Annotated in this window: 8 protein-coding genes; 2 read left to right on the top strand and 6 right to left on the bottom strand. The window is 40.7% G+C overall.

The window, feature by feature from the left end:
* Nucleotides 1-5: 5 nt before the first annotated feature.
* Nucleotides 6-1,406, bottom strand: a complete 1,401-nt coding sequence (locus ACKPQ5_RS00205; RefSeq protein WP_407677068.1) for a DUF1501 domain-containing protein — start codon at nt 1,404-1,406, stop codon at nt 6-8.
* Nucleotides 1,407-1,413: 7 nt separating this feature from the next.
* Entirely contained in the window at nt 1,414-5,430 is a 4,017-nt protein-coding gene (locus ACKPQ5_RS00210) for a DUF1553 domain-containing protein (RefSeq protein ID WP_407677069.1), read from the bottom strand.
* A 129-nt stretch (nt 5,431-5,559) separates the two neighbouring features.
* Here ACKPQ5_RS00210 and ACKPQ5_RS00215 point away from each other — a divergent pair, with 129 nt between their 5' ends.
* Nucleotides 5,560-6,603, top strand: a complete 1,044-nt coding sequence (locus ACKPQ5_RS00215; protein ID WP_407677070.1) for a sialidase family protein — start codon at nt 5,560-5,562, stop codon at nt 6,601-6,603.
* Between the two features lies 1 nt (nt 6,604).
* Here ACKPQ5_RS00215 and ACKPQ5_RS00220 read toward each other — a convergent pair whose 3' ends face one another.
* Both ACKPQ5_RS00220 and ACKPQ5_RS00225 read right to left on the bottom strand, forming a co-directional pair.
* Nucleotides 6,605-8,203: a sulfatase family protein gene (locus tag ACKPQ5_RS00220; RefSeq protein WP_407677071.1), complete on the bottom strand. Its 1,599-nt coding sequence runs from the start codon at nt 8,201-8,203 to the stop codon at nt 6,605-6,607.
* Nucleotides 8,204-8,435: 232 nt separating this feature from the next.
* Entirely contained in the window at nt 8,436-9,953 is a 1,518-nt protein-coding gene (locus tag ACKPQ5_RS00225; protein ID WP_407677072.1) for a sulfatase/phosphatase domain-containing protein, read from the bottom strand.
* Between the two features lie 250 nt (nt 9,954-10,203).
* On the opposite strand from ACKPQ5_RS00225, the gene glmS reads away from it, so the two are divergent.
* Nucleotides 10,204-12,060: a glutamine--fructose-6-phosphate transaminase (isomerizing) gene (gene glmS / locus ACKPQ5_RS00230; protein WP_407677073.1), complete on the top strand. Its 1,857-nt coding sequence runs from the start codon at nt 10,204-10,206 to the stop codon at nt 12,058-12,060.
* 73 nt (nt 12,061-12,133) lie between these two features.
* On the opposite strand, the gene ACKPQ5_RS00235 is transcribed toward glmS, so the two are convergent.
* Entirely contained in the window at nt 12,134-12,997 is an 864-nt protein-coding gene (locus ACKPQ5_RS00235) for a zinc-dependent peptidase (protein ID WP_407677074.1), read from the bottom strand.
* A 45-nt stretch (nt 12,998-13,042) separates the two neighbouring features.
* Nucleotides 13,043-14,527, bottom strand: coding sequence for a sulfatase (locus ACKPQ5_RS00240; RefSeq protein ID WP_407677075.1), 1,485 nt, complete (start codon nt 14,525-14,527; stop codon nt 13,043-13,045).
* Nucleotides 14,528-14,649 lie beyond the last annotated feature (122 nt).

A 14,649-nucleotide genomic window follows, 5' to 3' on the forward strand; every position in this document is an offset into this window, starting at 1 on the left:
TTGGTTTACGCTAGAATTGGGTTCAGTACCCGCCCGTGAACATCGGTAAGTCGTAAATCGCGACCACCATGTCGAAAGGTCAGGTTTTCATGATCTAAACCTAACAGGTGTAGCACCGTTCCCCAAAGGTCATAAAAGTCACATTTATCTTCGGTTACATGATACCCAAATTCATCCGTTGATCCATAAACGGTTCCACCTTTAATTCCTCCACCGGCCATCCAGATGGAGAATCCATACGGGTTGTGATCTCTTCCATCCGATCCTTGGGAGAATGGAGTACGTCCAAATTCACCTGCCCAAATAACCAAAGTCTCGTCTAGCAGACCACGGACTTTTAAATCTTGAAGTAACCCGGCTATCGGTTGGTCTACTTGGTGAGCCATGGCTGAATGTCCTTTTTCTAAAACACCATGCTGGTCCCATGGGTTAGCTGCTCCTCCCGCTCCAAGTTTTTCCGTTAAGCAGCTCAATTCAACGAATCGAACACCTCTTTCCACCAATCTTCGGGCCAGAAGGCACTGCTTGGCATAACTTGCTTTTTGAATATCTGAAGAATCTAAGCCATAAAGTTTTTTGGTGGCTTCTGTTTCCCCTTGGATCTCACACAACTCGGGAACGGCAGCCTGCATTTTATATGCAACTTCATGATTTTGAATGGCAGCCTCAACTTGTTGATTATTTCCTACCTGATGCAGAAATTGTTGATCGAAGGATTTATGAAAATCTAATCTTTTACGTTGTGAGAAAATTGATTCTCTTGGTGTTACATTTATTATTGGTTCATCTTTATCGACCTGGAGAATAGATCCTTGGTTATTTGCGGGAAGGTACCCACTTCCATATAATCCAACTCCTCCATGGGGTGGAACCGATCCACCACTATGTAGAACAACAAAGCCAGGCAAGTTCTGATTGAGGTTACCAAGCCCATAATTTACCCAAGCCCCTGCGGTGGGATGTCCCATGAAAGGAAAACCAGTATGGATAGCATAGTTTCCCTGTGCATGTTCGTTCACTTTGCTGGTCATCGAGCGAATCACGGCAATTTCATCGATCATTTCAGCGGTTCGTGGAAATATTGAGCTAACCGGAATTCCACTTTGTCCGTACCTTTTAAATTTGAAGGGAGAGGGGAAAACATTTCCGTTATTATTGAATTGGGTACGCTCGACCTTGCCCGGCATGGGTTGCCCTGCAAACTTGTTAAGGGTTGGTTTCGGATCAAATGTATCGATGTGAGAAACTCCACCGGACATGTAGCAGAAGATGACACTTTTAGCCTTGGGTGTGAAGTGGGGTTTTGCTGAAAGCTTGTTTTGCCCAAGCAGTCCTTGGAGGGCAAGCATGCCAAATCCGCTTGAGCAAGTGGTGAGCATTTTACGACGATTTAGTAGGCTATTCATAGGAAGTTTATTTTAAATAAATGAATTCTTTCATATTAAAAAGGGCGAGAGCTAGATCTTGAAGTTTTGGTTTATCTGCAATTACGTTAGCCTCAAGTTCTAGGAGTCTTTTTTCTAAAGAATTTCGTTGAGCAGTAAGTTTTGTGTACAGGTTCATTTCTTCAATAGATAATGACTTCTCTGCTTCCTTAAAACTTACATAGGAATCTGGATGAAAGATGGTATTGATTTCACTTTGAGTAAGGGCCCGGTCATAAACTGAAGCCCGACTGATACTACCGTGTAACATCCGTTGAGGACTAGCCGGGAGGTGTCTGACACCAAAAGTAAGTACAGATTTATTTTTCTGGTACTTGTAAAGACTTGTAGTGTATGGCTTCCCATACATTTTTCCATTGCGATAACCAGTGATTTTTCCATCAAGGGAATAAGTTATAGCAATATGAACTAATTCGTTATGGGCAATATTTTCGGGAGGTGCGGAAGGAAAAGGCTTTGTTCTGGAAAAACCATTACTACCTGACATCCATTTCCTTGTCTCTTTTTCGGCAAAGACAATCGAATCAAAAACACTACCATTCGTGCTTTGTATTGTGATCACTCCACCAGCTCGTTGGCTGAGACTATCTAGTTCTACCCAAGTAGAAAGTGTTTTTTCGGCAACTGCTATTGGTAGGGTATCGGTTACCGCGTGTCCTCCTTTGCGAAGAATTAATCTTCCATTTTTCACAGCAGCACCATTTTTGAGGTTGGCTTTTAGACCTAGTATTTGATCTTTCAGTCCGCTTTCAAAGTTCCATTGAAGAACTGGATCAAGAGAATGCTTCTTTTTCGGACCTGTAGAAGATTTTTTGCTTTCGATTAAATTCTCCCGAACAGGGTCAATGATTCCTGAAATCTCTTTGCTTAGATTTAATTTCTTCTCGTTCAATCTCAGTATTATATTTTTTTGATTCGCACTTTCCTGCTCCGAAACCGTTAAGTAATCAATTGATTGTTTGATCTCATTTTGAGTTGGGTTTCTTCCGAGGGAGTTTCGAAACATAACGGTTATCTTGTCTTTTAAATCGCCATTCCTATGTAAGTTTGCAAATTCCCTTGCAGCTCTGATTACCAGGGGGTCATTCATCAGCGTAAGTGACTGAGCAGGTACATTTGTAATATCACGCCTGCCTTTGGTTGAGGAGGGTACTGGTGCATCAAAAACAGATAGAAATGGGTCTAACGAATTCCGTTTCACTTGTCTGTAAACCGATCTTCTTACACTGTTAGAGGGTTCGGGGACACCTTCAGCAACCCTGTCTAATTTGATTCTGCCCGAAGCCAAAAGCATGGAGTCATGAATCGCTTCGGCTTCTAGCCTGCGGAGATTAGCATGAGAAAGTAGTAAGTTGTTTGGATCGCTCTGTTGTGCTTTAGCGGAAGGTTTTGAAGATGCCCGAAAAGCTTTGGTTGTAACAAGAAACTTGATCATACTTTTAATAGACCACCCATCTTCCCTAAATTTGGTGGCGAGGAAATCTAGGAGTTCCGGGTGTGTGGGTTTTTCTCCCAATCTTCCGAAGTTGTCAGGAGTTCTGACAATCCCGTGGCCAAATAAATGGTGCCAAATTCGATTTACGATCACCCGGGATGTAAAAGGGTTATCTTTCCGCAACAGATCTTTTGCGAATTCTAATCTGCCAATGGAATCCTTAGGGTAGGGGGTAGGATCAATCGCCTCTAAAAATCTTCTTGGTACTTTATGCGTCGGCTTCTTGTGGTTTCCTCTTTCGAATAATGCTTGTTCAAATGGTTCTCCGTCCAGTAATCCTGGAGCTAGGCGTGGTGCTTTGATCAGGGATTCAATTTTACGATATTCCGAAATGAAATTTTTACAGGTTGGTACTTCTTTTAGGGAATTGGGTAGTATGCCCTGCTTGATCAATGAATTAAGAATTCTAGCTTGAGCATCAGTTATGGAATTATCTTCCCAAGCTTTGATTGCATCCTTAATTACTCGTGCATAGAGAATTGCTAAATCTTGTGAGTTTGTTGCGGGTAAAGAAGTGGTAAATAAAGGAGAGAGAATTTCAGATACCTCATCTCTTGGTGCAGGTTCATCATGAGGAGCATAAAAAGCCTCTGTTACCCCAAACCAAGAGCGTTCAGCATTTCCTGCTTCTACTGGATGGTCACGGCTGGTGGTTACTTCGAGGTATCCGGTTTCTCCTGCCCAGTAGTCCGTTTTGAAACGGATCCATTTTTCTACCTTAGGCTCGGGTGAGGATTTTTGGTATACGGTTCCTCTTCTCGGATAATTCCATACTGAATATCGAACGGTAGTACCTTTGTCTCCGATAACTCGAATCCAAAGGTTGCCTTTTTCAAATTTAAATCGGGGAGAAGAAAGGGTTCCATTTTGTTTGGTACTAAATAAATGAGTGTAAACACCAGCTGGCATGATATTATGTATTATCTCTTCACCCTTAAAGTTGAGGGAGAATTGCCCTGCTTTTGTTGAATGTTCGTTCAGTCCGGATCCACTCTTTTTCCATTTTGCGTAAGTCTCCTGTATGCCAAGGTTCCAATAATTTTTGTTTGAATTCTGGAGACGCGAAACAATTCGGTTTCTGCTCTCTTCAACCTGCTTCTTTAATCGTTCCCACTCCTTTGAGAATTCCTGAGCTTTAAGAGTATGAAGTTTTTTCCATGGCATTAGAAAGTCGAGAGCTTGATCGGAAGGCGATATTTTCTGAGTACTATTTTTTAATTTGTTTTCGATATCGATTTCCATCCATGATTGTACGAATTCGTTCTTAATTTCCTGTTTTAGAGAGGTAAGTTTATCTTTATGCTCATGTAAAGTTGAAGGATCATCTATCACTTTCTGTGCAGGCCGACCGTTGGAGAGAATACCGAATAATGCATAATAATCGTCCTGGCTGATCGCATCGAACTTATGGTGATGACAGCGGGCACACGATACGGTCAGACCGAGAAAGGTTTTTGTTACGGTATCAATTTGGTCATCGGTAAAGCGCACATGCTCATCCAATGCATCCGTTGGAGCAAAGCCATGAAGTACAAAGCGAAGATGCGCTGTTCCGATAGTAGATTCATTAATCCCGAGAACTTTGTTAATCCTTGGCTTTTCGACTAGATCACCAGCTATATGCTCAAGGACAAGTTGATCAAAACTGATGTCTGCATTAAGTGCACGTATTAGGTAATTACGATAGCGGAATGCATTTGGAATCCTGGGATCCCCTTCACTGCCGTGGGAGTCTGCATAGCGAACCCAGTCCATCCAATGCCTAGCCCACCTTTCTCCAAATTGAGGACTATTCAGCATTATATCACTGAATTCATGAACCGCCTTATCCATGTTTTCCTTGGATAATTCTGTGAAGCGATTTTGTTCTTCAATGGATGGGGGCAGCCCAGTTAATGCGTAGGATAATCTTCTCAAAATCGATAAAGGTTCCTCGTTTTTGTTTAGCACTAGTCCTGCATCCTTTATCTTTTTAGTAAGAAATTGATCTACCGGGTGTTCTTTCTTCGCTGAGTAAGTATTTACCGTACGGACGGGTTGAAAGCTCCACCACAACTTTCTTTTTTCGCGAATTTTTTCCCATGAAGTTTCCTTGGCAAATTCCTCTGCAGTTGGCGGTTTTTCTCTAGGATCATAAGCACCATTAGAGATCCATTGTTCAAAATCCAAGATTATAGATTCTGAAAGCTTCGGTCCTCCCTTAGGCATTTTTAGGTTTTTTATTTCATGCCCCATTACTTTGAGTAACAAACTTTCCTTGGGGTCCTTTAAAGATATTGCTGACCCTCGATTACCTCCCTCGATAAGTCCATTTTTATAATCTAAAATCAATCCTGACTTTGATTTATTTATACTATTGTGACAATCGTAGCAATTTTCTGCCAGCACAGGTCGAATTCTTGATTCAAAAAATTCTGCCTGATTTATCGCTTTTAACGAAGTAAGTAAAAAGAAAGAAGAAAATATGAGGGTTAGATATCTTGTAACCATTACCTCTAGGATTCCATAAATGGAGCTATTGTCAAATTTGGAAATAATATTTTCGGGGGTTTTGTAAAAGGCCCTCACATTAAATAAGCAATTGACCATGGAGATCGCTTCGTAAAGTTTATTGAATTTATGAATCAACTTGTAGTAATTGCAACAAACGCATGTGGTTGGCCTAACCTTATCAAGTTAAACAACGGGCAAGTTCTTTGTACTTATTTTAATGCCCCTAGCCATGGACTGATGGAAGGTGACTTGGTTTGCTCTCTTAGTGATCGCAATAGGAAAAAATGGAAAAAATTATCGGTAGTTGCGAAAAAGCCGAAGGGTGGAAACCGGATGCATTTAGCAGTTGGTCAGGCACATAATGGAGATTTGCTCTGCTTTAACAGCGGCTTTTTTGTTAAAGATGAAAAATTTGTCGGGTTTTCAGGTCATTGGTTATCTAGATCAAAGGACCGGGGTAAGTCTTGGGAGGTCCAAAGTAATCCTGTTGTTCCAAAAGGAATTGAATCCACTATTCCCTTTGGTCGAGTCATACAATTAGAGAATAAGGAATTGGCATATTCATCTTATCGATCACATGGGCAAGGAAATCCAAGTGAAACATGGATGATTATTTCCGAAGATGATGGTGAAACATGGACACGGTCTTTAAAGTTCGGATCTAATGATTCTAATGAAGCTACATTATGTAAGCTAGAGGATGGACGAGTGCTCGCCGCAACGAGGACACATATTGATCACCATGTAAAACTTTGTGAACTTTCAAACCAGGGGAAAAGGTGGAAAGATAAAGGTCCTCTTACTTTACCAATGCAGCATCCAGCTGACTTAACGATCCTTTCTGAGAAATGCCTCTTGATGACCTATGGAATTCGTAATCGCGGGCTTATGGGAATCGGTGCGAGGATTAGCATTGATGGAGGTATCACTTGGAGACCGCCTTGGGTCATTCATCAGTTTGGATCTGAAGCTAAGGACATTGGTTATCCATCGACAGTTTTGTTAGATAAAAAAGGAAATTTGCTTACTGCATTTTATACTGACTACGAACCGAGTCTGCATAAAAAGCCAAATCGTTATCGAGTACTTGCCAAGAAATGGTCATTGAAGGATTGGCTTCATCCGAGTATTATTGAGTTAATATCGGATGGTAAGCAGCTAAATATTTAATTTAGGATTTTTTTCTGAACTCTTTGATATAGTCCTCCCGAACGGACATATCACTCTCATCTTCGTAAGACTTTTGTAAATTTTTGAGCCTTTGCTTGAGCTTATTTTGTAATTTCATGGTTTCTTTTTTTCCATAAAGATTAGAAAGTTCGTCAGGATCTTTGTTAAGATCGTACATTTCCCATTCATTTTTAAACTGATAGAAGTGCATGAGTTTGTGCCGCTTGGTACGAATACCATAATGGCGTGGAACCATGTGGACGCTTGGATATTCGTAATAATGATAGTAAATCTCGCTTCTCCATTTTTTAGGCTTTTCCCCTTTCATCAAGGGCACTAATGAAAGACCCTGCATATCTTTAGGTTGGGTGGCACCGGCGATTTCAAGAAATGTTTGCGCATAATCCAAGTTCTGCACCAATTCAGTTTCACGACTGCCCGGCTTGATTACACCTGGCCATTTGACAATGAGAGGCATTTTAAGGGATTCCTCATACATCCACCTTTTATCATACCACCCATGATCTCCAATATAGAATCCTTGATCGGATGAATAGATGACTATCGTATTTTGATCTAAACCTAGTCGGGTAAGTTCTTTTTGGAGTCGATCTACGCTTTCATCGACTCCCTTCACGCATCGAAGGTAGTTTTTCGCATATCTTTGAAATTTCCAACGGATGAGATCTTTACCCGAAAGTTTGGCCTTTCGAAAAGCTTCATCTCTCGGTGCATAGTGGGCCCTCCATGCCTTAAGTTGTTCGGGGCTCATTCTTTTCATGTTGTGCCAAGCGGACCGGTCCTGTCTTAACTGAGAGGGGGGTTGATTAAATTCAGGAGTCAAATCTACGAATAGATCGTAATTTAAATCCATATGCCGATCGATTTCCAGTTCCTGCAGCCTTGCCCCTGGTGCATTATCTTTCCACTCATCGAATAGGGTAGGTGGTTCAGGAATTATAACATCGTCATAAAGTGACAAATGCCTCAGGGCAGGCATCCAATTCCGATGCGGAGCCTTATGTTGAACCATAAGCATAAATGGTTGTTTATCGGATCTTTTTTCCTTAAGCCACTCGACAGCCAAATCGGTCACCACATCCGTGCAATACCCGTCTACCCGTTTTTTCCCATCGGGAAAGATCATATCAGGATTGTAATAGAGACCTTGCCCGGGAAGAACCGCCCAATCATCATATCCTAATGGTTTTCCCTTCAGGTGACTTTTTCCATAAATTGCAGTTTGGTATCCTGCCTTTTGGAGAAGCTTTGGAAAAGTTTGTTGATTCCAGTCAAAAGTATTTCCGTTATTCATAAACCCATTCTTATGACTGTGCTTTCCAGTTTGAATAACTGCTCGACTGGGACCACAAATTGAATTTGTGCAGAAGCTGTTTACAAAAAGCATACCGTCACGGGCAAGTTTATCGATTACCGGAGTCGGGTTCACCGATTTTAACCATCCATTATAAGCACCGATTGCATGAGGAGCATGATCATCAGTAAAGACAAATAATATATTGGGACGATCCACCTTTGCCTGAATCAAGTTAAAAAAGGCTAAATAAAGGAAAGGTAATGCTTTGAAAAGGTAGTTCATTTTGCGAATGATCATAATTTGAAAAATTAAAATTCTTTTACTAGAAACTCTTTTATTACAATAATAAAAAGCCCCAAAATGTGAATAAAAGATGAAAGGTGCCGTCCTCCCAAACGACACCTTTCAGGATATGCATTCCTTTGTTATAAACATAAGGGATATTTAATATCCTACAAGCTTTTTTATGTTTTTGTTGGGATTTATCCTGTTTTACAGGCAAATAGTTGTTTATTTATTCTTTTCTAGCTTCAGGCCCTCTATAAATTTTTCTCCATTCTTCCGGCATTATTGAAATATCGGATCGGTCTAAATATTTTGTTCGATTCCTGATTAGTAGTTGTTTCATTTTTTCTAATTCAGAACTGTAGGATTCTTTACTGTAAAGATTTTTGGATTCAGTGGGGTCATTTTCCAAATCATAAAATTCCCATTCATCGAATTGATAAAAATGAATTAATTTATGTTTGAGGGTTCGAATGCCATAATGTTTTGCAATCATTTGATCACCCGGGAATTCATTGTGATGGAAATAAATTGAGTTCCTCCATGTATTATTTGAATCTTCATTATCTAACAATTGACTCATTGACTTTCCCTGCATCCCCTTGCCTTCTTGAAAGCCGGCATAGTCGAGAATTGTTTGGGCAAGATCAATATTCTGTACAAGCGAAGATACTGTCTTAGGGGAGGATAAACCTAAAGGTTTTCTTATGATAAGAGGAATTTTACTCGATTCTTCATAGATCCACCTGGACCCAAACCATCCATGTTCACCCAAAAAGCGGCCATGGTTCGATGTGTAAACAAAGAAGGCACTAGTGTTATTAGTTGCGGTTAAAGAATCATTAATTCTTTTGATATTCTCGTCAATTCCACTGACGCACCGAAGGTAGTTTTTGGTGAAGCGTTGAAATTTCCATTGTAAAATATTCTCCTTGGATTGATTTTCTCTAAGGAACGCTTCATTTTTTGGTCTCCAGGAGAGCGTCCATGCCGAGTGTTGCTCGGGGGTCATAAGATTCAAGTTCTTTTGGCTATTTGAATTCTCCGTCTCATTTGATTGATTACCATCTGACTGTTCGGATGGAAAAAAAAGATCATTTGAAAGTTTGAGGTCTTGTTTGATTTCCATCGATTGATAGCGGGCGGGACTGGCTTTTCCGGCGTGTTCATCAATGAAATTAACAGGTTCTGGTAAAAGTTTATCATCATAAAGCCTCAAATGCCGAATCGCAGGCATCCAGGGATTGTTGGTGGCATTAAATTGAATCAGTAGGAAGAAGGGCTTTTCATTTCTCTTTTTATGTAACCAATCTAGAGCCAAATCTGTAATAATGTCAGTTGAATGTCCTTCAATTCTTTTTTGACTTTTTGAGTTTAAAAACTCGGGGTTATATTTTTCTGTTGGATCTGCTAATATGGACCAGTTATCAAAACACTCTGGTTCTGTACCGAGATCCCATCTACCAAAGAGTGCGGTTTGGTACCCTATTTCTTGTAAAATTTTTGGTAGATAGTTTTGGGATGTGTTGAATTTATTACCGTTCTGGATAAATCCATTTAAGTGGGAATGTTTTCCGGTTAAAATTACTGCCGAGCTAGGACCAGAAACAGCATTTGTACAGAAGGCATTCGTAAATACGCTACTTTTTTGCGAAATTAAATCTAGGTTGGGCGTGGGATTTATATCAGATAAATATCCCTTGTAAGAACCCACTGCACTTGTAGGATGACTTTCTGAAACAATCATAATAAAGTTCGGTTTTTCACTTCCAATAGTTATGAGAGAGGAACCAAAACAAAATACTTTTAAAATAATTAATTGTAACCAAATCGTTTTCACTTTCCATGTATTGAAAGGCTTTGGAATAAGTTGCGAGGAAATTAAATAAATCTTTGTAAATTGTAGAAACTTTACCCCCTGAAAATTTATAAATTTGCAGATTTTCTGCTCATTAAAATACAGAGTTTAGAGTTTGAACCTTTTATCGTGAACCTCTATGAATCTATTAATGTGTGGAATAATTGGATATTTAGGTAAAGGTGCAGCCCAAGAATCACTGATAGATGGTCTCAAAAGACTTGAGTATCGGGGTTATGATTCAGCAGGGGTTGCATTTCACGAAGGAAATGAATTTTCGATGGCCCGTGAAACAGGTAGGGTGAAGAATTTAGCGGAATCGGTTCATAAAAAGGCTTCTTCCTCTTCTCTTGGTATTGCCCATACCCGCTGGGCAACACACGGCGCGGTTACCGTTTCAAATACTCATCCTCATATGAGCCAAGACGGAAAATTTGTGATGGTTCACAATGGAGTGATTGAAAACTTTGGAACTCTTAAGAAATTTCTTGCGGGTAAAGGAATTAGTTTTGTTTCAGAAACTGATTCTGAGGTTTTATGCAATCTTATTGCCTATCATTATTCAGAATTACCGGAAGGAGAAGACAGGTTTATCGATGCAGTGCGCTCTGCACTTCCTCAATGCCGAGGCGCGTACGGGATTGCTGTGTTATGCTTGGATTATCCGGAAACTATGATTGGTGCAAGACGGGGTTCGCCCCTTGTTGTAGGATTGGGTGAAGATGCCAATTTTATTGCCAGTGATGCCTCGGCATTTGTGGGTCGTGCGAAAGAGGCAGTTTTCCTAAACGATGGCGAATTAGCCATTCTTAAAGGTAATGAGTTTCGGATTTCAACGATGGAGGGACAAGAAACCCAAGCAATTTCACATCCTGTTGAGCAGATCTCTGAAGAAGTCGAATTGGGGGATTATGACTCCTACATGGAAAAGGAAATATACGAGCAACCCAAGGCCTTAGAAAATACACTTCGTGGTCGATTTGGAGAAGATGGAACAACTGCGAAGTTAGGGGGACTGGAAGGGCACGAAGATGAGTTGCGAAACTTAGACCGCATTATTTTCGTTGCTTGTGGAACGGCTCGGCATGCATGCATGGTAGGCGAATATTTAATTGAAAAGTTAGCCCGTGTACCTGTTGAAGTTGAGCATGCGTCCGAATTTCGTTACCGGAATTCACCCAAAGCGGGAAATTCTTTGGTTATTGCAGTGAGCCAATCGGGAGAGACTCTGGACACTCTTGAAGCCGTTCGGGAGGCAAAAACAAAAGGTCTCTTAACATTGGGGATTACCAATGTTGTTGGCTCATCCCTCGCACGAGAGACTGATGGTGGAGTTTACCAACGTGTTGGCCCGGAAATCGGAGTTGCCTCCACCAAGGCATTTTCCTCACAGGCTTGCCTATGTGCGATGCTTGGGCTTGCTCTCGGTCGAATGCGCGACCTTTCACCAACGGATGGACAGGCCATTGTGGATGGACTGAATAAATTGCCAAAATTAGTCGAAGAAGTTTTGCAAAAGGGCGATCAAATTAAAGAACTTGCGACTAAGTATTCCAAGGCAGAACACTTGCTTTTTCTGGGTCGGCAAAGTCTTTATCCAGTTGCACTCGAAGGTGCACTCAAGTTGAAAGAGATATCCTATGCCCATGCTGAAGGTTACCCGGCAGCTGAATTAAAACATGGGCCAATCGCCCTTATTAATCCAGAATGTCCTTCTGTTTTTATTGTGGAAGGGACAGAACTCTCCTCAAAGACCATTGCGAATATGCAGGAAGTAAAAGCACGGAAAGGGCCTGTGCTAGCGATTGCACCTCAATCTGTGGAAATTCCTCCGGAAGCAGCGGATGACATTTTTCGTATTCCTGATGCTCATGAGGTAATTCGACCCATTTTAGCTAATTTACCTCTTCAACTATTTGCCTATCATTTTGCTCGACTACGGGGATTGGATGTCGATAAACCCCGTAACTTAGCCAAATCTGTTACTGTTGAATAAAACGATAAATCCCCTAAAATATTTATCTTTTTATTAGGAAATTTTAATTGCTGTTTTCCAGCAAGCAATTAATCTATTCTGCTTTTCTCCAATTGGCGGGATCAATTCCATAAAATTCTTGCAGTGCATTATAGATTGCAGGGCATTCCCTCTTCAATCTGGATCCGCGTTCAAAAAAAGCGGAGGTTCCGCAGGAAAAAAGTTCCGGTTTGTCTCCCTTGATGCTCTCATATCCACCATAGGCACGTATTGAATAGTTCTTTCCTCCTTCGTATGCTTGCATCAATTTTTTATGTTCGTTGTTTACTAATTCCTGCCATTGCTTGAAATCTTTTGAATTTCGTGAAACAGGAATACTTTGGGCAATTCCATCATCCGCAAAGTCAATTAAGTGAGCGAATTCATGCAATGTTAGATTGTGCCCATCTCTTGCTTTTTTAATGGATTGCTTCAAGTAATTCCAACTTAAGCTAATTTCAAATCGAGTTGCACTTCCTCGTGCATTTTTATTTCCATTTATTTCGTCCTCCCATAAATGAATTGCCTTGAGATGTCGATAGTCAGAAAGAGGTCGATTTACAATTAATAAACAAGCTTCTGCAGCAACTAGGATTTCCATTTCTTTAGTCGGCATTTCCCTCTTCATGAAAGTGATTGGAAATTCCTCAAGGAAACAAATGATCCTCTCTTCCCAGGGTGCGATCAAGTCTTTCGGTAACCAATGGTATAAACCAATGTTACTTTCAATGATAGACCTCTGTTCCGAAGTCAGTTCTTTCCCTTTTTTTTGTTTTAGTAAGTTGTCTAACAAAATACCGTATGGGTTGGTAGCCTTAATCGGTGACTTACCTAATGTTTTCTTTTCCTTTTTTCTAAAGAAAATTAAAGCAATGAGAGTTATAATTATGATGCAAATTAGTAAATAAAATTCATTCATATGTTGATTTTCGAAGTATTTTTTAAGCTTAGTATTATTAAGAAATTAGTTGATCAAGTCATTCTTGCGGACAGCGATTAATTTCTCTTTTAATTTTTTTCGAAAGGATTGGACTACAGGTAGGTATTTTAAAGTATCGGCGAGATTGATAAATTGTTGTGGATCTTGCTCCATTTCGAAAAGCTCGATTCCATTCCCGCCATGCTCGAAGCCACCATTCAATTTGTGTGGTAGATTTTCACCATATTGAATGAAAGCCCATTGTTTATTTCTAAGTAAAAAGCCCTTCCGCATGGGAGCGACTGAAAATGCTTCTTGGCGAACCGTATGGGAAGGATCATCAAGCATTTTTGAAATATCCTTTCCCTGCAACCTACTCTGCTCGGGTAAACCGGATAAGCTTGTAACAGTTGGGTAGAGGTCGAGTAATTCTACAAACGAATTACAGACAGCAGGCTTTTTACCTGGAACGCTTATTATTAATGGTACTTTTGCGGATTCATCCCGAAGGCTTACTTTGGCCCAGAAATCATGCTCTCCGAGGTGGAATCCATGGTCACTGGTGAAGATTACTATCGTTTTATCACGCTTCCCTGACTTTTCCAAAGCATCCATAACCTTGCCCACTTGGGCATCGAGATAGGCTACGGAGGCGTAGTATCCACCGACCGCTTTTTTTTGCCTTCGAATATCCATCTGCATGTTTTTACTGGTGCAGTAATTGATCCCGGCTTTGGGAATGTCATTCCAGTCGTCGGGGAACTTTTCGGGCAGAACCATATTTGAATATGGCTTGAAGGGTTTGTAATATTTTCTTGGCGCAACGAATGGAACATGGGGTCGCACGAATCCAACTCCTAGCCAAAAGGGTTTTTCCATATTTTCGTATTTCTTGATTAATTCGACGGCTTTCTTTGCAGTTTTGCCATCTGAATGAACGAGATCATCTCCATCCGCTTCAACCACAACAAAGGTGTTGCCTCCAACGACAGGTTTTTTTCCGTCTGGATTTTTTTGCAAAGTCTCTCCATCACCAGGTGCACGCCACTCCGGTCCTTTGCTGTTGTATTTCTCATCCCATGAAAGCAAATCATCTGCTCCGTCCTCGCCACTTTCAATTCCCCCCGGTACTCCCATGTGAAATATTTTACTGATCCGAGCTGCATGGTACCCATGATTTCGGAAGTGCTGGGACCACGTGCTCCGCTCCCCAATTTGAGGTCGAGGATTCTTGTACCCTAAGGCACCCGTTGCGTGAGGATAATATCCAGACATAAAGGATGCCCGCGAAGGGCCGCAATAAGTAGCCTGACAATAGGCTTGGGTGAATCGGGTACCTTGCTTCGCTAACTTATCAATGTTAGGAGTTTTGCAAATTTTGTTACCATAGCAGGATAGGGCAGTATAAGTTAAATCGTCAGATATAATGAATAAAACATTCTTTTTTTCGGAAGCATGGACAATAATTTGACAAAGAAAAAAACCGAGGATTGCCAGATTAAAACTTTGGTGAAAAATTATACTTTTCATGTGGGCACTCTTTTTTGATGAAATCAGGATGGCAATCATGAACTTTGCTTTAAACAAGAAATAGAATCGTTCTTGGACTTTGAGTTAGGACTTGTTATAAAAGAAACTTTAATTAATCCAAT

The organism is Candidatus Seribacter sulfatis (genome assembly GCF_964187635.1).
GTDB lineage: Bacteria > Verrucomicrobiota > Verrucomicrobiia > Opitutales > Seribacteraceae > Seribacter > Seribacter sulfatis.

What these genes read in the sequence shown, in the direction of transcription:
- ACKPQ5_RS00205 (WP_407677068.1), bottom strand. Translation starts at nt 1,406, where the DNA reads ATGAATAGCCTACTAAATCGTCGTAAAATGCTCACCACTTGCTCAAGC.
- ACKPQ5_RS00210 (WP_407677069.1), bottom strand. Translation starts at nt 5,430, where the DNA reads ATGGTTACAAGATATCTAACCCTCATATTTTCTTCTTTCTTTTTACTT.
- ACKPQ5_RS00215 (WP_407677070.1), top strand. Translation starts at nt 5,560, where the DNA reads ATGAATCAACTTGTAGTAATTGCAACAAACGCATGTGGTTGGCCTAAC.
- ACKPQ5_RS00220 (WP_407677071.1), bottom strand. Translation starts at nt 8,203, where the DNA reads ATGAACTACCTTTTCAAAGCATTACCTTTCCTTTATTTAGCCTTTTTT.
- ACKPQ5_RS00225 (WP_407677072.1), bottom strand. Translation starts at nt 9,953, where the DNA reads ATGATTGTTTCAGAAAGTCATCCTACAAGTGCAGTGGGTTCTTACAAG.
- glmS (WP_407677073.1), top strand. Translation starts at nt 10,204, where the DNA reads ATGAATCTATTAATGTGTGGAATAATTGGATATTTAGGTAAAGGTGCA.
- ACKPQ5_RS00235 (WP_407677074.1), bottom strand. Translation starts at nt 12,997, where the DNA reads ATGAATGAATTTTATTTACTAATTTGCATCATAATTATAACTCTCATT.
- ACKPQ5_RS00240 (WP_407677075.1), bottom strand. Translation starts at nt 14,527, where the DNA reads ATGAAAAGTATAATTTTTCACCAAAGTTTTAATCTGGCAATCCTCGGT.